Below are 18,870 nucleotides of genomic sequence, written 5' to 3'. Positions count from 1 at the left end.
CAGTGAGTAACGGATAACGGGCCGCGATGTCCTGCACGGCACGGCGCACTGGCGCTCAGCGCCGCCGCGACCCGGATTGTAAATAAACTGTATCACAGCCACGGAAAAAACCCAGAGACCACCGCATCCGCAGCAGAGAAATGCGCTGCGGATCATCCTCTGCCTGCCATTGTTCAGCGACCACAGGGCACGTAAAGGCAAAAACAGCACGATATGCCAATAAAGCAACAATGAGCAGCAATTTATCCAGACAAACCCGCCAACCTGCAGGTCATCATTGTGCCAACCTCGCCGGCTGATTATTTACTTGTATTATTTCCTGACGTCGATCATTAAGATGGTTAAACCTACGCGCCACGGCGGTGGTATCATTCCGGCTTCAGGCATGAGGACGCGCGGTTGTTATGAAAGTTAAATACCTTATTTATTTTTTTACCTTTTTATTAGCCGCCTCGTTCACTATTGCAATTTGCGATGAGTGGGCGGAAGCCAAAAAGCAATATAACGACAGCGCCTGGAACCTGAATAAGACCCAACACTCGAAAGACGTGTCCTCGGCGTTTCAAAATAGCCTGCGGCTGCATACGGTAAAGCGCCTGAGCCTGGTTAACCCGGAGCTGAAACCTGCGCTCTGGCAGGAAAGCGAACGGGAAACGCGTAACAACATTCGGCAGATACGCCGCCACGTCAACTCGGACGCCCTGCAACACTTAACCACCCAGCAAAAAATCGACATTCGCTCCATGCTTAACCTGCTGGAGAAAATGCTGGATAACGATACGCAGCAACTGGCACCGATGAATAATGCCATCCGTAATTTATTCAATATCAACAGTGCGTATTACATCACCCAATCCAGCATGGATTATTACAGCTACACCTATGAAAGCCGAATTCTGAATGCCGACGCCTTTTTATTCCTCGAGTCGATCCGCCTGAATAACCAGCTTAATATCACCCTCACCGAGATTATCGATCAGCTGGTGGATATTAAGCTCAACGGCCAGAATGACAAAGAGTCCTACCTCAAAACCATCCAGTTGACCGGCGTGCTGAACGTGCTGAGTTCACGCCTGCTGTTTATGGAAATGGTTTATCGCGACCCGCAAATCAGCCGCATTATCAACCAACTGCTGGAAAATCTGTCCCCGCGGCAAACCGACGGCCTGGCCGGCGAGCTGTACGATTCGATGGCCCATGGCAAAGCGTTCGACGCCACCCGCATTTACGCCTATGTCAAAGTGATGGACCGGCTGTCGCAACAACTTTTCCAGCGCAGCTTTGAGCTGGAGATCGCCAAATGCCACAAGCAAATGTACCAGAGCCAGACGGCGATTAACGGCCTGTTTGCTTTTGCCTGGCTGCTCGCCCTGTTTCTGCTGATGCCGTCCCTGATTTTCTGTTCCAGCATCAGCCGTTGGCTGACCAAAACGCAAAGCAATATTCAACGCCTTTCGCACGGCGATATGACGATCGATGCGCCGGAGGTGTTTTACAGCCAGGAGTTGATTGCCATCACCGACGCCATCAATCAGCTCAAACAGTATCATTTGGAAAAGGTGCGGCTGGAGCAGGAGAAACATTCGCTGATTACCGAGTTGGAGGCATCCTCCTATCTCGACCCGCTCACCAACATTTACAACCGTCGCCGTTTCTTCCGTGACGCCGAACAGTTGCCTGCCGCCAGCTACCCGCTGGCCTTCTGCCTGATCGATATCGATAACTTCAAGGCGCTTAACGACACCTACGGCCACAATATCGGCGACCTGGCCCTGGTAGCCTTTGCCGATCTGCTACGCCACGCCTTCCGCGCCGAGGACATCTTTTGCCGTTACGGCGGCGAGGAGTTCGCCATTCTGCTGCACCACTGCGCGCTGCCGGACGCCAGAATGGCGCTGGAGAAGCTGCGTCATAAGGTTCAGCGGCTGCAGTTACCGGTTCCCGACGGACAGCCGGTGCGTTATACCATCAGCTGCGGCATCGCCGCGGTGACGTCCCCGCGTCAGCTGCAAACCGCCATTAAACTGGCCGATGAGGCACTCTACTTCTGCAAGAAAAACGGTAAGGATCGGGTGGCGGTCAACGACGGTTCAAGCTGCCGCTAAAAGCGCTGTTTAAAATAATTAACCTTATAATTTTTATCGCTAATTAGACTAAGTGATTCACTTTTCTTGGTTTATCCGCCTTTTCATTTCAGCGCCGCGCCGCGGCGGCGCATAAGCGCACGTTTAATCCTCGACCCGTTCCCCCGATTTATGGTGTGATGACGCTTCAATAACAGGATAATCCGGGTATACTCCCCCATCTTTTTATGATTACCCGGATTTTGGAGACGCGCCCTGACGAGGATGCTGTAACGCGCTATGACTCAATACGCTTCCCCGATTTTGACATCACTGCTGGATACCGACGCTTACAAGCTTCATATGCAGCAGGCAGTGTTCCATCGCTATCCCGCGATCGACGTCGCGGCAGAGTTCCGTTGCCGCGGCGACGAGCTGCTGGGCGAGTACGCCGACGAAATCCGCGCGCAGGTCGCGCTGATGGGACAGTTGGCGCTGACCGAGGCTGAATATCAGTATCTCTCCGGTCTGCCTTTCTTTCGGCAGGATTACCTTAACTGGCTGCGCGATTTCCGTTATAACCCGCAGCAGGTCGCCATCGACAATCAGGATGGCAGACTGCAGATCCGCATCGCCGGACCGTGGCGTGAAGTGATCATGTGGGAAGTGCCGCTGCTGGCGGTCATCAGCGAGGTGGTGCATCGCCACCGCTCACCGGAGGTCACGCCCGCGATGGCGGTCGCGCAGCTGCGCAGCAAACTGGCGCAGTTCCGGCAACTGACGCAGGATATCGATATTTCGCGCTTCAAGCTGATGGACTTCGGCACCCGCCGCCGCTTCTCGCAGCCGGTGCAACAGGCGATCGTCAGCACGCTGCAGCAGGAGTTTCCTTATCTGGTCGGCACCAGCAACTACGATCTGGCCCACCAGCTGGGGCTGACGCCGGTCGGCACCCAGGCGCATGAATGGTTCCAGGCGCACCAGCAGATCAGCCCGGTGCTGGCCAGCAGTCAGCGCGCCGCCCTGCAGGCCTGGCTGGATGAGTACCCGGATCAGCTCGGCATCGCCCTGACCGACTGCATTACCATGGACGCCTTCCTGCGTGATTTCGGCCTGCAGTTCGCCGAACGCTATCAGGGGCTGCGCCATGATTCCGGCGACCCGTTCGAATGGGGCGAAAAAGCCATCGCCCACTACCAGACGCTGGGCATCGACCCGATGAGCAAGACGCTGGTGTTCTCCGATAACCTCGATCTGGAGAAAGCGCTGGCGCTGTACCGCCGTTTCGATCGCCGCATTAATCTGGTCTTCGGCATCGGCACGCGCCTGACCTGCGATATCCCCGGCGTCAAGCCGCTGAATATTGTGATCAAACTGGTGGAGTGCAAAGGCAAACCGGTGGCGAAACTCTCCGACAGCCCGGGAAAAACCATCTGCCAGGACCAGGCGTTTGTCAAAGCGTTGCGCAAGGCGTTTGACCTGCCGCTGGTGAAAAAAGCCAGCTAAGCGTCGGCAAGCCGGGTGAGTTTTCAGCCGGCTTTTCTCTTCTTTATTACCCTTCCCGCCCTAACTCGCCACGGCAAGACAGAAATGTTGCGCCAATCTGGCGATTTCTGCTTGTGCTCTGCACCGCGGCAAGTAACATAGCAAGACCCCCATTGTCTTGGGTTGTAAGCTATTTCTTTATCAAATCAATTTAAGAGAGAAATTTATGAGCGTAGTGCCTGTATGCGACGTGCTGCAAGGGCGTGCTGCGGTTGACAGTGAAGTCACCGTGCGCGGCTGGGTGCGTACCCGAAGAGATTCTAAAGCTGGTATCTCCTTCCTCGCCGTTTATGACGGCTCCTGCTTTAATCCGTTACAGGCCGTCGTTAATAATTCTCTGCCGAATTATCAGGATGAAGTGCTGCACCTGACCACCGGCTGCTCGGTTGAAGTGACCGGCAAAGTCGTTGCCTCACCTGGCGAAGGCCAGAGTTTTGAGCTGCAGGCGACTGAAATCAACGTGGTCGGCTGGGTCGACGATCCGGATACCTATCCGATGGCCGCCAAGCGTCACAGCATCGAATACCTGCGTGAAGTGGCGCACCTGCGTCCGCGCACCAACCTGATCGGCGCCGTGGCGCGCGTGCGTCATACGCTGGCGCAGGCGATCCACCGCTTCTTCCATGAAAACGGCTACTTCTGGGTTTCCACCCCGCTGATCACCGCGTCCGATACCGAAGGCGCCGGCGAAATGTTCCGCGTGTCCACGCTGGATCTGGAAAACCTGCCGCGCGACGATAAAGGCGCGGTCGACTTCAGCGAAGACTTCTTCGGCAAGGAAGCGTTCCTGACCGTGTCCGGCCAGTTGAACGGTGAAACTTACGCCTGTGCGTTATCAAAAGTTTACACCTTCGGCCCGACATTCCGGGCGGAAAATTCCAACACCAGCCGCCACCTTGCGGAGTTCTGGATGATTGAGCCGGAAGTCGCCTTCGCGACGCTGGATGATTCCGCGGCGCTGGCCGAAAGCATGCTGAAATATGTGTTCCAGGCGGTGCTGGATGAGCGCGCCGACGATCTGCAGTTCTTTGCCGAGCGCGTAGATAAAGACGCCGTTGAACGTCTGAAACGCTTTGTCTCTTCCGACTTCGCCCAGGTGGACTACACCGATGCCATAGATATCCTGCTGGCTTCCGGTCAGACCTTCGAGAACCCGGTGTCCTGGGGTATCGATCTGTCTTCTGAGCATGAGCGTTATCTGGCGGAGAAACACTTCAAGGCGCCGGTCGTCGTCAAGAACTATCCGAAAGACATCAAGGCGTTCTATATGCGCATGAACGACGACGGCAAAACCGTTGCCGCCATGGACGTGCTGGCGCCGGGCATCGGCGAGATCATCGGCGGTTCTCAGCGTGAAGAGCGTCTCGACGTGCTGGATCAGCGCCTGGCGGAAATGGGGCTGAATAAAGAAGACTACTGGTGGTACCGCGACCTGCGTCGTTACGGCACCGTGCCACACTCCGGCTTTGGCCTCGGATTTGAGCGTTTAATCGCCTATGTGACCGGTGTACAAAACGTGCGTGATGTAATTCCGTTCCCACGCACTCCGCGTAACGCAAGCTTTTAATTAGCAACGCTAAACAAACTCACTACCATTTTGTTACAAAACAAAGGCCAGCTCTGCTGGCCTTTCGCATTTTTTATTCTTGACGAAGCTCACAAAGTTCCGTTTCATTAATATTTAGTTACACATATTTTCTTTGTGAAACGTTTTTACGACATTAGTAGCATCTTAACCCTAGATTAACCCTGCGCTGAATGGAACACTGCGTTCAGACACAGGACGACACCAATCTATCAACAATAGTTCCCTAAAGAATTATTGGCGGCAGTGGCAAAGGTGTCCGAATAACACCAATGAGGGTAATAATGATGAAGCGCAACATTCTTGCAGTGGTAATTCCTGCGCTGCTGGCTGCTGGTGCAGCAAACGCAGCGGAAATCTATAATAAAGACGGCAACAAGCTGGATCTGTACGGTAAAGTTGACGGCCTGCACTACTTCTCCGATAGCAAAAGCGATGATGGCGACCAGTCTTATGTCCGCTTCGGCTTCAAAGGTGAAACCCAGATCAATGACCAACTGACCGGTTACGGCCAGTGGGAATACAACATCCAAGCCAACAACAGCGAAGGCGGCGACGACGCGCAAAACGGCAACAAGACCCGTCTGGGCTTCGCCGGTCTGAAATTCGCCGAGTACGGCTCTCTGGACTACGGCCGTAACTACGGCATCGTTTACGACCCAATGGGTTGGACCGATATGCTGCCTGAATTCGGCGGCGACTCTGCCGGCAGCGACAACTTTATGGTTGGCCGTTCTACCGGTCTGCTGACCTACCGCAACAACGACTTCTTTGGTCTGGTTGACGGCCTGAACTTCGGCCTGCAGTACCAGGGCAAAAACGACCGTGAAGATATCAAACGTTCTAACGGCGACGGCTGGGGTATCTCCACCACTTATGAGCTGCCGGTTGGCGTAGGCTTCTCCGCCGCATACGCGTCTTCTGACCGTACCGACCGTCAGACCAACGCAGGTTACGCCCGTGGCGAAGGCCGCGCCGAGCAGTGGGCTGCCGCAGTGAAATACGACGCCAACAACGTCTACCTGGCGGCAATGTACGGTGAAACCCGTAACGCCACCTACATCAAAAACGATAAAGCCGGCAGCCTCAACTACGGCACCACCGGCTTCGCTAACAAAGCGCAAAACTTCGAACTGGTTGCTCAGTACCAATTCGACTTCGGCCTGCGTCCGTCCATCGCCTACGTACAGTCTAAAGGCAAGGACATCGAAGGCATCGGCGATGCTGACCTGATCAAATACGTTGATGTCGGTGCGACTTACTACTTCAACAAAAACATGTCCACCTACGTTGATTACAAAATCAACCAGCTGAACGACAACAACCCACTGGGCCTGAACACCGACGACATCGTTGCCGTTGGTTTGGTTTACCAGTTCTAATTGTTGCTTCACCTGCCGGCTATCAACCACCGGCACCGTTGAAAAACAGGGCTTCGGCCCTGTTTTTGTTTTTCCCTATCGTCAGCTTTTTATGCTGCCTGCCGCCCCTTTACCGTCATTTTTTGTGCTGAATCTGCCTTCCTCACAAGTTCGATGTGTTTTTCTCGCAAACGGTTGGCAAAGCGCACAACTGGCGCTACCCTGATGCCTCTGTCCGCTTAATGCTAAGCTATGGAACCATCTGACATGTTTGAAAAAATCGCTGCTGCACCTGCCGATCCGATTCTGGGTCTGACCGACATTTTCCGCGCGGACGCCCGTCCGAACAAAATCAACCTGGGTATCGGCGTCTACAAAGACGAAACCGGCAAAACGCCGGTGCTGACCAGTGTGAAAAAAGCGGAGCAATACCTGCTGGAAAATGAGACCACCAAAAACTACCTCGGTATTGAGGGGATCCCTGCATTTGCCAGCTGCACCCAAGAACTGCTGTTCGGCAAAAACAGCCCTATCATCACCGACAAGCGTGCGCGCACCGCGCAAACGCCTGGTGGTACCGGTGCCCTGCGCGTAGCCGCCGACTTTATCGCCAATCAGACTGACGCCAAGCGCGTTTGGGTCAGCAACCCAAGCTGGCCGAACCATAAAAACGTCTTCGCCGCCGCCGGTCTGGAAGTGGTGGAATATAACTACTATGACGCCGCCAACCACGCGCTGGACTTCGACGGGCTGCTGAACAGCCTGCAACAGGCGCAGGCCGGTGATGTTATCGTGTTCCATGGCTGCTGCCACAACCCGACCGGCATCGACCCGACGCCGGAGCAGTGGAGCCAGTTGGCCGAGCTGTCGGTCAGCAAAGGCTGGCTGCCGCTGTTTGATTTCGCCTACCAGGGCTTCGCCAAAGGTCTGGAAGAAGATGCACAGGGCCTGCGTATTTTTGCCGCCAAGCATCAGGAACTGATCGTCGCCAGCTCCTACTCGAAAAACTTCGGCCTGTACAACGAGCGCGTCGGCGCCTGCACCGTAGTGGCGGCCGACGCCGAAACCGCAGACCGCGCCTTCAGCCAGGTTAAAGCGGCGATCCGCGCCAACTACTCCAACCCGCCGTCACACGGTGCGGCCGTCGTTGCCACCATCCTGAGCAACGATGCGCTGCGTGCGATCTGGGAGCAAGAGCTGGCCGATATGCGTCAGCGCATCCACCGCATGCGTCAGCTGTTTGTGAATACCCTGCAGGAAAAAGGCGCACAGCAGGACTTCAGCTTTATTATCAACCAGAACGGCATGTTCTCGTTCAGCGGCCTGACCAAAGAGCAGGTGCTGCGTCTGCGTGAAGAGTTTGGCGTTTACGCGGTCAACTCCGGCCGCGTTAACGTCGCGGGCATGACGCCGGACAACATGGCACCGCTGTGCGAAGCCATCGTCGCCGTGCTATAAGCCACACTCATCAGATGTAATAAAGGGGCGCGCTGCGCCCCTTTTGCTGTTCTTTTCGCCGGAAAATACGGCTATTTACCACGCTTCAGGCTGCTCACGCAAGAACGGGTTGGTCTGCCGTTCATGACCGAAGGTCGACATCGGTCCATGCCCCGGAATAAAGCCCATATCATCGCCCAACGGCAGGAGTTTGTTGCGAATGGAGGCAATCAGCGCCTGATGATCGCCGCGCGGGAAATCGCTGCGCCCCACTCCGCCGTTGAACAGCACGTCGCCAACCAGCGCCAGGCGCGCTTTATCGTTGATAAACACTATGTGTCCCGGCGTATGCCCCGGACAGTGCAGCACGTTCAGCGTCATCTCGCCCACCTGCACGCTGTCGCCTTCGGCCAGCCACTGGGTCGGGGTTAACGGCGCGCACTCCTCCAGCCCGAACATCCGGCTTTGCGCCGGCAGGCCGTCGAGCCAGAACGCATCCTCTTTGTCCGGCCCGATAATCGGCACCTGATAGTGTTCCGCCAGCTCCGCCGCCGCGCCGACGTGGTCAAGATGCCCATGCGTCAGCAAGATTTTCGTCAGCTGCACGCCCGCATCCTGCACCGCCGCCTTTAGCTTTGCCGCCTCACCGCCGGGATCCACCAGCGCGGCCTGCCCGCTCTGCTCGCACCAGATCAGCGTACAATTTTGGCTAAACGCCGTGACGGGAATAATTTGGTATTTCATAACGCTCCAACGACAACGGCGCCGGACCTTACGGCCGGCGCTCTCTCAACCCAGAGGCACAGCGATTACCAGGTACGCACCGGCCCGGTATCGATGTGAACAAAATTGCTACGCGGATAATAACCTACGCCGCCGGCGCGCATTTTCAACGCCGCCTTGCGGATATTGCTCAGCTGAATGCCTTCGATATGGAAGTCCATCGCCTGGCCTTTGGTATGGTAGCTGTGCTTGGCAACGCCACGGCTGCGCGCGCGCAGATCGTTGTTCGTTCCCAGCGAGCGGTAGCCGGAAATCAGCTGTACCGGCTTGGTGGTGCCCAGCATCCCCTGCAAACGATAAAGATGATCAAACAGCTGAGGATCGATCGATTTCACTTTATTCGCGCGAAAATCGCGGAACAAATGATTTAAACGCACCAATTCTTCTTTATTATAATTTTTACCGTCAAAGAATTCGGCTTTCAGTGATTCGCCTGTATGCAGGTTATTTACTACAAGAATACGAGGACGAGAAGTAGAAAGGCTGGAAAATGCTTGACCCGGAAGTAAAGCCATGCCCATCGCGGCGCCACCCAACGCCAGCCATTTACGGCGGTGAAGATCAATTTTGTCCATGTTTCTATCAGACCCGGCAAGAATATCAAAAAAATATGCACAAAAAAGCGCACTGCCTGAACCTTAACCGCCTGCGCCGCCTGAGTCAACCCATGATGCGGCGCGGCCTGCAGGCGCTCTGGGAACGAGCGCCTGCGTCTGGTCCAAATAGTCTGACCGTTATTTATTTAAAAATGCTGCATTTATTACAGCAATTTCTCCGCCCGGGCCAAAATTTGTGCGCCCGATCGCACGGTATTATCATAATTGTAAATATCTGTACGGAATTGTGGCTGTCCGTCATCGGCAACCCACGCCGTTAAATAATACAATTTAACCGGAATACGCCCACGTACATTCACGAAAGTAGTATTCCCCTGCTTCAGGGTGGAGGAAACACGGCTGTCGTTCCAACCGGCATCCTGCAACAGCATATTGGCTAAGACGGACGCTTTATTTACCCGTACGCAACCGGAACTGAGCGCACGAATATCTTTTTTGAACAGGCTGTGGTTCGGCGTATCATGCAGATAAATAGCATCCGAGCTTGGCATATTAAATTTAAAACGCCCCAGCGAGTTGGTTGCTCCCGGCGCCTGACGGATGCGATACGGGAAATTACGGGCGGAAATAGAACTCCAGTCAATCGTTGACGGATCAATCACCTGCGCATCGTTGCTCCAGCCAGACAAAAGCGTATAGCCGTGTTTCTGGAAATAATTAATATCGCGCATTGCCTTCGGCACAATATCTTCACGCACCAGCGTCGTCGGCACGTTCCACGGCGGATTAACCACCACGTTATTCAGCGCGCTGCTCATCAACGGCGTTTTACGGCTTGGGCGGCCGACAATCACCCGTGACGACAGCACTTCATTACCATCGCGGTAATAAACCAGCGAGTAGTTGGGAATATTCACCATAATGCCGTTATTCACCCGCCCCGGCAGAATGCGCAAGCGCTGAATATTCAGCGCCAGCAACGCAGCGCGGGTTTGCGGCGACACATTCAGCCACTCGCGCGTACGTACGCCGATCAGGCCGTCCGCACTCAGCCCCTGCCATTTTTGGAAGCGCTTGACGCCTTCAACCAGATCGTCGCTGTACAGGTTATCGCCGCTCGCGGCAGACTGCAGCATGCCCCCCTCTTCCGACGTCACCGACGCCGACGACGGGCTGACCACCGCAGCACGGTTCTCACGCAGCTTTTCTTCATCGACCGACTGATCATCATCCACCACCGGCGCGTTGCTATTCACCATCGCCGGCTCCTGACTCTGCTGCATGCCGGCATCGCTGGCGGACAACATGCCAGTGCGCTGCAGAATCTCACGCAGCGCGGGAATATCGCTGCTGGTCTGTCCCGGACGCAGCGTCGGGCCGCTGGCCAGGCGCGGCCAAGGGCGGCTGTCGGTCAGCAGGTCGCGCAGCGCCTGATGCATTTTTGCGTATTGCGGATGCTGCGGCGCCAGCGATTCAATATAGGGCAGCGTTTTACTCTGACGCACCGCCAGCTGCCACTGATTAATCACGGTGGCCGGCGGCGTCGCCAATTTATAAGGGATATTGCTGTATAGCCAATTATTGCCGTTGGCGCTGATGGAGGAGACAAACTGCAGGTAGCCCAGCATCGCATCCGACAGCACGATGTCGCGCCCCATGTCGCTGATTGCCGGGTCGGTCAGCTGCTTCACCCACTGATTAAACTGCGGCTGAACACCGGAAATAGCCAGCTCGGCCAGCTGCTGCTGGAACTGCTGCACCGTTTCACGGTCCTGCCACATCGGTTGCATACGGTTGGCCGCGTACAGCGGAGCCAGCGTGGCAAGGTAGTGCGGCGTAACGCCCTGCGGCAGCGCCGACATCAGCTCGGCGCGGCTTTGCGCCACCGTCGTCGCTGAGGAGCCGGCGGACACTCCAGGCGTCGTTGCCCATACAGGTAACGACGCAGCGAGACCACATGCGATAGCGCAGCTCAGCGCCAGACGTCGAACCTTGTTACTTTCTCTAAGCAACATCCCTGCCCCCTCTCTGCTCACAAAAAATACGACAAAAATTACTGATTAATTTAAGTATATACCGAAAATAAATGGAGTTGCACCCGGCCGACAAAAGCGTCCGCCGGACGCGACCGCCTCCGGAAGGCCAACGCGAGAAACCGCACTATCATCCATAGCCAATAAAAAATAGCCACCCTGGGGTGGCTATTTTCAGATTTTTAGGAGGGTTTTAAACCTGCGGCATCTCTGCCTGGCTGGCCCCCAGCGCCGGCGGCTCATTGGCAAAGCCGCGCAACCCCACCACGTGCACATGCTCCTGATTCTGGAACACCTTACGCACCAGTTTATAGGTGGTGCCTTTTTCCGGGCTGATATTCTCCGGCGCCGCGATGATCAGCTGCATTTCCAGACGGTCGCACAGCTCAAACAGGGTAGCGATGGATTTGGCATCCAGACGCGCCGCTTCATCGAGGAACAGCAGACGACACGGAGAAATATCCTTGCCGCGCAGGCGACGGGACTCTTCTTCCCAGCTCTGCACCACCATCACCAGGATCGACATACCGGTACCGATCGCTTCACCGGTGGACAATGCGCCGCTTTCCGCACGCAGCCAACCGTCGGAGCCACGGAATACTTCGACTTCCAGTTCCAGGTAATTACGGTAATCCAGCAGTTCCTCGCCGATAGTCTGCGGCGTACGCTGGCCCATATCGATCTGCGGGTTCAGGCGCTGATACAGCTTGGCCAGCGCTTCGGAGAAGCTCAGGCGGTTGCTGTTGAACAGATCCTGATGCTGCTCCTGCTGTTCGGACAGCACATCCAGCAGCGTCGCATGCGCTTCACGCACGTTGACGTTCAGACGCACGCTCTTCACCTGACCGAAGGAAACGGCCTGCAGCCCCTGGTTCAGCATGCGGATGCGGTTCTGCTCACGCTGAATGGTTTTGCGGATGATATTCGCCACGCTCTTGGAGCTGATGGCCAGCTTCTGCTCACGGCCGGTCAGCTCTTCGGTCAGACGGCTCAGCTCGATCTCCATCTGTTCGATGGCCTCGATCGGATCGTCGGTGCGGATAATATCCTGGCGGATGCGCTCACGTAGGTGCTGATACACCGCGATATAGAACTGAATCTTGCGTTCCGGACGTTTCGGGTCTTCCGACAGGCGCAGCACGTCGCGCAGGTGTTCGTTATCCGCCACCGCCAGACGCAGCGCACCCAATGCCTTATCCGACATCGAACGCAGCTCGTCGCCGTCCATATAGGCCAGCTCGCGGCGGTGCAGGCGGCGTTCAACGCCGTTATCTTTCACCATACGCATCACCGCGCACCAGCCCGCCTTGGCGGTCACCACCTGCTCACGCAGCTGATGGTAATCGCGCTCCAGCTTGCGCAGCTTTTTCTGCAGGCTGTCCATTTCCGCTTCGCAGAAGGTCAGCTGCTTCTCCAGCTGATTACGACGCGCGCGGTTGTTGCTCAGCGCCGCATGCAGCTCGTCGCGACGCTGACGCGCGCGCGCCTCGGCGTTGGCATCGGCCTGGACGCCGATATCCACTAGCTCCTGGCTCAGCTCTTTGAGCATATCGCGCTTGGCTTCATAAGAGCTTTTCAGCGAGGCCAATACCTGGCTGTACTGCGTAAACTGGCTCTGATACTGACGCAGCTGCTCACGGGCGCTGCTGCGCTCCGCTTCCGCCTGCTCCAGACGACGGCGCAGTTTGTCGTTAAGATCGTTATTGGCGTTCTGCATACCGGCCGAGTCGGTATAGCTAAAGTGCGCGCGGCGCTGCACCACCTCGATCAACGCAAAGGCCTGCTGCTTCGCCTGGCGCTGGGTATTCTGCGCCTGCTGATAGTCCTGCTGCAGCTGTTCATGCTGCTCAGGGTCGTTTTGCAGCACCGACACCATCGGCTCCAGTTTATTCAGAGCAACGCCATGCTGCTGCAGGTAGCGCGCGGCCTCCTGTGCTTCGTCCAGCTCGTCCTGAATCTCCTCCACCCGGTCCTGCAGGGTGTCGTCATTCAGCAGTGAAACCAGCGGCGTCAGGCGGTGCAGCGCCGAGAGGCCCTCTTTCGCCTGATCGTACTGCTGGCGCTGCTGCTGGTTCTGCGCTTCATGGTTGTTCAGCGCACGTTCGATCTCCGTGCGGCGCGCGTTCAGCGTACGGATTTCCGCTTCCGGGTCGGTATCGAAAGCAACGCCCAGATGGCTGCCGATAAAGCGGCTGAATGCCTGATGAGAGCGCTGAATTTTCTGTACGTCAAACGACAGCGTCGCGTAGCGCTCCGCCAGCGTTTCACGTTCGGCATGCAGCACTTCCAGCCGTTTTTCACGCGCGGCGCGGCCAAACAGCGGCACCTCAGGGAAGCGGGAGTAGCGCCACTGGCGGTCGGCGATTTTCACCACCACCGCCTTTTCCTGTTCTTCTACCGCAAAAACGCTGTCATCGAACGACTGCGGATCCCCTTCGATCAGATAGAGATCTTCCGGGCAATCCTCCAGCCCTTCCAGCATTTCGCGCACCAGCGACAGATCCGGCACCACGATCGCGTGGCGGGACGGGCCATACAGCGCGGAGAAGTAAGGCGCATCGTCGATGGTGACGTCGTCGTAAATTTCCGACAGCAGCACGCCGCCAAAACGTTCGGCCAGCGTCACTAGACGCTGATCTTCCGCACCGCTCGGCTGGCTCAGCCGCTCGATCTGCGCGTCAACTTCGCGTTTGCGGGCCGCCACTTCGTCACGCTCAACCGTGGTTTCACGCTCGCGCTCCAGCAGCTGCTGCATATATTCAGTAACCTGCTGGCTGCTTTCCAGCGGTTCGCCGCTTTGTTCGCTCAGCTGGCTGAGCGAGTCCTGCGCCGTCAGCCACACCGGCGCGCGGGCGGTCAGTTCGCGAATGCGCTGCTGGAGATGCTCCAGCTCCTGGCGCATCTCCATCCGCCGCTCGCCGGCTACGCTGACGTTTTGCGACAGCGATTCCAACCGCTCTTCCAGCTCCTGCTGCAGCGCGTCCAAATCATCAGCCTGATAATCCTGTCCCTGACGTTTGCAGAACTCCTGCAGCAAACGCTCGGCGTCCTGCTGGGAGCGCAAACGCTGCTCCAGCTCGCTCAGACGCATGCGCAGCGGCTGCACGCGCTCTGCCTGGTGCTGCTGCGACGGCCAGTCGCGCAGCACGTCGCGCGCGGTCTGCCACGCTTCGCTGCGGCTGACTTCACCGGCGATTTTGCATACCAGCTGGTAGGCCTGCTCAAAACGGCCGTGCGCGGCATCGGCCACGCTCAGCTTCTGTTCCAGCATCAGCAGCGCTTCGGTGGCTTCCTGTTCGCGCGCCTGGAAGGTTTCCAGCCACTGCTCGGCATTTTCCGCGCTCAGATCCGGCAGCTGGCACAGGGAACGCGCACGCTCCAACGCCTGCAGCGCCTGTTGATACTGAATGGCGCGGGTCTGCTGCACGTCGAGCGCCTGCTGGTAGTCGGCCAGTTGGCTTTTCAGCTCATCCACTTCCAGCTCGGCCGCCTCGGCGCGCGCGCTGTACTCTTCCTGCTGTTCGCCGGCTTCGGCCACCACTTCATTCTGTTCTTCCAGACGGTAGGTCAGCTCTTCCAGATCGGCTTCGTAGCGCTCGATCTTCTCCTGCTGACGCATCGCGGTCTGCACCAGGTTCAGGTGATCGCTGGCCGCCTGATAATCGGTTTCCAGATCGGATTCGGCGCCGCTCTGTTCTGCCAGCTCACGCGCCATTTCAACGTGACGGTACTGCTCGGCCGCCAGCTGTTTCCGGCTGCCGAACAGATCGTTGCGCAGCACCAGCGTGCTGTCCAGATGGATGCGGCGCTCGTTGGCATGGCGCATGTAGTCCGCCGCCACATAGGAAGTGGCTTCGGAAATCAGGTGTTTAAACAGATCGCGGTCGGACTGGGTGACGCGAATCGCCTCCAGCGTCATGCGGTTTTCCCGCAGCGCGGCTTCCATATCCTGGAACGCCTTGCGCACGCCGCTGTTTTCCGGCAGCAGGTAGTCGCGCAGCGAGCGAGTAATGGCGCTGGAAATCCCCCCGTACAGCGAGGCTTCAATCAGACGGTAGAACTTGCTGCGGTCGGCGGCGGAGCGCAGACGTTTCGGGATAATCCCCAGATCAAACATCAGCGAGTGATAGTCGGTGATGGAGTTGAACTGCTTGAACTGCACCCCCTCAATCTCTTCCAGCCGCTCTTTCAGCTCCGGCAGCGACAGCACGCGCGCCTGACGCTCGCCCACCGTCTGCGTCAGAATCTCCGTCGGCTGCACCGAGGTCGGCAGCCCCTGAATGGTGAACGGCTTGATGTCGACCTTGCGATCGCGGCCGGCCACCTGCTGCAGGCGTACGCCGACCACCACGCGCTGATGGCGCGAGTTGACCACGTCGAGCGTCGAGTAACACACCCCGGCGCGCAATTTGCCGTGCAGGCCTTTATCGCGCGAGCCGCTGGTCGCACCGGCTTCGGTGGTGTTACGGAAGTGCAGCAGCGTCAGATCGGGGATCAGCGCGGTGACGAAGGCCGCCATGGTGGTGGATTTCCCCGCCCCGTTACCGCCGGACAGCGTGGTGACCAGCTCATCCAGATCAAAGGTACGGGCAAAGAAGCCGTTCCAGTTAACCAACGTTAGCGAGCGAAATTTACCGCGTTCAATCATTCCTGTTCATCCTCTGCGCTGTCCGGCGTGCTATCTGCCGTCTGCTCTTCGCCTTCCTGCTCATCATTCAGCAACAGGCTGTTTTCAATCGGCATGGCCTCGCCGTCGCGGATCATGCGCAGCTGCGCCTCACGCGGATCGTCACCGCTGCGCACGTCTGCGCCGAAGCGGAACACCGCCTCGGTGATGCGGAATTTACTGCTGTCGCCGCCCATAAAGTAGACCATGCCCAAGCGGCGCAGGCGGTTCAAGGAGGTGCGCACCTTTTCGTGCAGCTTCTGCCGGTCAAGGTCGGAGCCGGTGGAGCGCTGGTTAACGAACTTCAGCAGTTTGTTTTCATCCGCCAGGCTCAGCAGCTCGTCGTACAGCTCTTGATGGCTGAAAATACCCTCGTGCGCCAGGCGCTCCGGGCTCAGGTAGAGGTAACAGAGTATTTTACCTACCATCATATCCAGCTCGGACAGCACCGAACGCGGGATCAGCGTCGTAGAACGCGGACGCAGGTAGAAAAAGCCTTCCGGCGCGCGCAGCAGTTCGACGCTGTAGCGGGCGTAGAACTCTTCCAGCTCGTCCTGAAAGTCCATCAGAAACGCATGGTTGTCCAGTTCGTCAATGCCGATATGGCGCCCTGCGCGCAGTTGGCTGTCCAGCGCCGGAAACAGCGGATTGGACAATGCCTTCGCCAGTTTCACTGGCATGATGTGTTCAATATTTGTCGATGACATGGGCCTGTACCTTGGCTCCGTAATCATTGATTGCCTGCCATTCGGCCGGCAACCCTGAAAAATCAGCTTCAGCCACACCGAGGCGCACCGCCTGGTCGACCACTAAACGCGCCACGTCAAAGTGACGAGCGCGCGGATATTGCGCCAGATAATCGCGCATTACCGCCCCTAAATTGAGCGGCAACTGTTGTTCCTGATACTTCTTCAGCGCCTGTTCGATCATCGCCGCCAGCTGTTCGCGGATCTCGCTGAACTCTTCATATTCCAGATCCGGCGGCAGTTCCCCGGTCACCTCATCGCTGCGCAGCGCCAGTTCTTCATCGCGCATATCCAGCAGACGATCGGCGCTGGCGTGCGTCAGCGCCCACGGGTTGTCGAAATAGTTTTGCACCGACTGGCGCAGACGCTGCGCGAACACACGGTTTTTATCCATGTCGATCGCGGTACGAATGAATTTGTGCACGTGGCGGTCATAGCCGATCCACAGGTCGATCGCCTGTTGGCCCCAGCTGACGATGCGGTCCAGCTTGCTTTGCAGGTCAAACACCAGCTTGTCGACAAAGGCCAGTTCAACATCGCCCAGCGTAGCTTCCTGGATGCGCAGCAAATTCGCCTGCAGCTTATCGCCGGCGGCATCCAGCGTATCCTGCAGTTCGCGCAGCGTACCGGAGGTTTCCGACAGCAGCATCTCACAGCTGGAGATCGCGGCGCGCCAGTCCTGGTTCAGCAACGCGGCGATATCTTCTTTCACCCCCTGCTGCTGTTCATCCATCACGCGCTGGGTCATGTCGATGCTGTCGAAAATCTCCGCCACCGAGTACTTCAGCGGTGCGAAGACGTTGCGATGCCAGTGGAAATCATCACCGCCCTCTTCGGCGGCGTCCGCCGCGCGTTTCAATTCCTGCGCGACGATCGACAGCTGCATCGACAGGCGCAACGTTGAGAATTCACGCTGACGAATATAGTAGTCGGTAATGCCGATGCCCAGCGGCGTCAGGCGGTAAATGGCATTGCCGTCCGCCAATTCGCTGGTAAAACGGTTCAACAGGCGCTGGCGCACCATGTCGTTAATCGCATTGTTGGCGCGGATCGCCACCGTTTCATGCGTCTGTTCGAAACCCTTGCTGACATGGCGAAATGCATCAACCAGCTCACCTTCGCTCATCTCGCCGTCCAGCCGCTCGCCGTTTAAGGTGGCGATCGCAAGCAGAAACGCAAGACGCTCCGTAGGGAGCGAAATAGAGAAATCATTTTTCCGTGCCCAGGCGACCAGTTCGGGTACAGTCTGGGAAAATTCACTCATAGTTCGTCCTTCAGGTTTGGTTTATGCGCCATGACGTGAATATAGCGCCCCAAACTCACGTACGGCTCCTGCCGACAATAGTGCTGTTCAAGCGCCAATAACTCTTCAAATTTTTGTGTCTGCAGCTGCCTGCTTTGCAGGTAGTCATGAAATACGCGCACGCCGGTTTTACCGCTGATGCGCATGCCCAGCTGCTCCAGCCAGCCATAGACCAACGGCGGACTATGCGGGTACTGCGGCGACAGTGAACGCTTGCGGCGCCTTCTCACTTCGGGATTGACCAATTGGAAATTACCCAATACCACGTTACGCATCAACAGGCCGTTGGCGTTGAAAAACATCAGCGACAGCGCGCCGCCGGGCCGCAGACAGTCATACAGCGCCTGCAATGCCGCCTGCGGCTCTGCGATCCATTCAAGCACTGCATGGAACAATATCAGATCGACCGGCTGTTCCAAATGCTGACCAATCTCCTGAGCCGAACTTTGTATAAATTGCATGTTCTGGCTCACACCTTTCTGCTGCGCCAACTGCGCGGCGCGTTGGATCATCTCACCAGACAGATCGCACAACAACACCTGATGTCCTAATTCCGCCAGCTGGCAGGCCATATGGCCTTCGCCGCCGCCGGCATCAAGTATACGCAATGGACGCTGCGGCAGTTGCGCCAGCAGCGTATTCAGATCCTGCCAAACCACCGCCTGGCGGATTTTGCCTTTCGTGGTGCCGTAAATATTACGCGCAAACTTTTCCGCAATATCGTCAAAATTGCGATCCTGCATTGGACTACGGCTCCGTTGATCTTATCCTGCCGGGGGGCAACACGCTCC

General features: G+C 57.1%; 12 protein-coding genes. 5 read left to right on the top strand and 7 right to left on the bottom strand.

Annotation, left to right across the window (positions count from 1 at the left end):
• The first annotated feature begins 404 nt into the window (after window positions 1-404).
• From D781_RS07885 to D781_RS07865, 5 genes are all read left to right on the top strand, one after another.
• Window positions 405-2,105 carry a GGDEF domain-containing protein gene (locus D781_RS07885; protein WP_015671782.1) on the top strand — a complete coding sequence of 567 codons (1,701 nt, stop codon included), beginning with the start codon at window positions 405-407 and terminating at the stop codon, window positions 2,103-2,105.
• A gap of 258 nt (window positions 2,106-2,363) precedes the next feature.
• On the top strand, window positions 2,364-3,569 hold the full coding sequence (pncB, locus tag D781_RS07880) for a nicotinate phosphoribosyltransferase (RefSeq protein ID WP_015671781.1): 1,206 nt from the start codon (window positions 2,364-2,366) through the stop codon (window positions 3,567-3,569).
• 205 nt (window positions 3,570-3,774) lie between these two features.
• A complete protein-coding gene (gene asnS / locus D781_RS07875) occupies window positions 3,775-5,175 on the top strand; it encodes an asparagine--tRNA ligase (protein WP_015671780.1) in 1,401 nt (466 codons plus the stop codon).
• A 302-nt stretch (window positions 5,176-5,477) separates the two neighbouring features.
• Entirely contained in the window at window positions 5,478-6,575 is a 1,098-nt protein-coding gene (gene ompF / locus D781_RS07870; RefSeq protein WP_015671779.1) for a porin OmpF, read from the top strand.
• Between the two features lie 246 nt (window positions 6,576-6,821).
• A complete protein-coding gene (locus D781_RS07865; RefSeq protein ID WP_015671778.1) occupies window positions 6,822-8,012 on the top strand; it encodes an amino acid aminotransferase in 1,191 nt (396 codons plus the stop codon).
• 75 nt (window positions 8,013-8,087) lie between these two features.
• Here D781_RS07865 and D781_RS07860 read toward each other — a convergent pair whose 3' ends face one another.
• The 7 genes from D781_RS07860 to cmoM all read right to left on the bottom strand — a co-directional run bounded on the left by D781_RS07860 (window position 8,088) and on the right by cmoM (window position 18,822).
• Window positions 8,088-8,735, bottom strand: coding sequence for an MBL fold metallo-hydrolase (locus D781_RS07860; RefSeq protein WP_015671777.1), 648 nt, complete (start codon window positions 8,733-8,735; stop codon window positions 8,088-8,090).
• A 65-nt stretch (window positions 8,736-8,800) separates the two neighbouring features.
• Window positions 8,801-9,349: a YcbK family protein gene (locus tag D781_RS07855; RefSeq protein ID WP_015671776.1), complete on the bottom strand. Its 549-nt coding sequence runs from the start codon at window positions 9,347-9,349 to the stop codon at window positions 8,801-8,803.
• Between the two features lie 185 nt (window positions 9,350-9,534).
• Window positions 9,535-11,346, bottom strand: a complete 1,812-nt coding sequence (ldtD, locus tag D781_RS07850) for a L,D-transpeptidase (RefSeq protein ID WP_015671775.1) — start codon at window positions 11,344-11,346, stop codon at window positions 9,535-9,537.
• Between the two features lie 211 nt (window positions 11,347-11,557).
• Entirely contained in the window at window positions 11,558-16,012 is a 4,455-nt protein-coding gene (gene mukB / locus D781_RS07845) for a chromosome partition protein MukB (protein ID WP_015671774.1), read from the bottom strand.
• The gene (gene mukE / locus D781_RS07840) at window positions 16,009-16,737 is read right to left on the bottom strand and encodes a chromosome partition protein MukE (RefSeq protein ID WP_015671773.1); all 729 of its coding nucleotides are present in this window, start codon (window positions 16,735-16,737) and stop codon (window positions 16,009-16,011) included. The genes mukB and mukE overlap by 4 nt, the downstream gene beginning before the upstream one ends.
• Window positions 16,718-18,040: a chromosome partition protein MukF gene (gene mukF / locus D781_RS07835; protein WP_015671772.1), complete on the bottom strand. Its 1,323-nt coding sequence runs from the start codon at window positions 18,038-18,040 to the stop codon at window positions 16,718-16,720. The genes mukE and mukF overlap by 20 nt, the downstream gene beginning before the upstream one ends.
• Complete coding sequence (cmoM, locus tag D781_RS07830) at window positions 18,037-18,822, bottom strand: tRNA uridine 5-oxyacetic acid(34) methyltransferase CmoM (RefSeq protein ID WP_015671771.1); 786 nt, start codon at window positions 18,820-18,822, stop codon at window positions 18,037-18,039. Before cmoM ends, mukF begins: the two co-directional genes overlap by 4 nt.
• Window positions 18,823-18,870 lie beyond the last annotated feature (48 nt).

This window comes from Serratia sp. FGI94 (assembly GCF_000330865.1).
GTDB classification, from domain to species: Bacteria; Pseudomonadota; Gammaproteobacteria; order Enterobacterales; family Enterobacteriaceae; genus Serratia_B; species Serratia_B rubidaea.
This window is presented reverse-complemented; position numbering and strand designations above follow the sequence as displayed.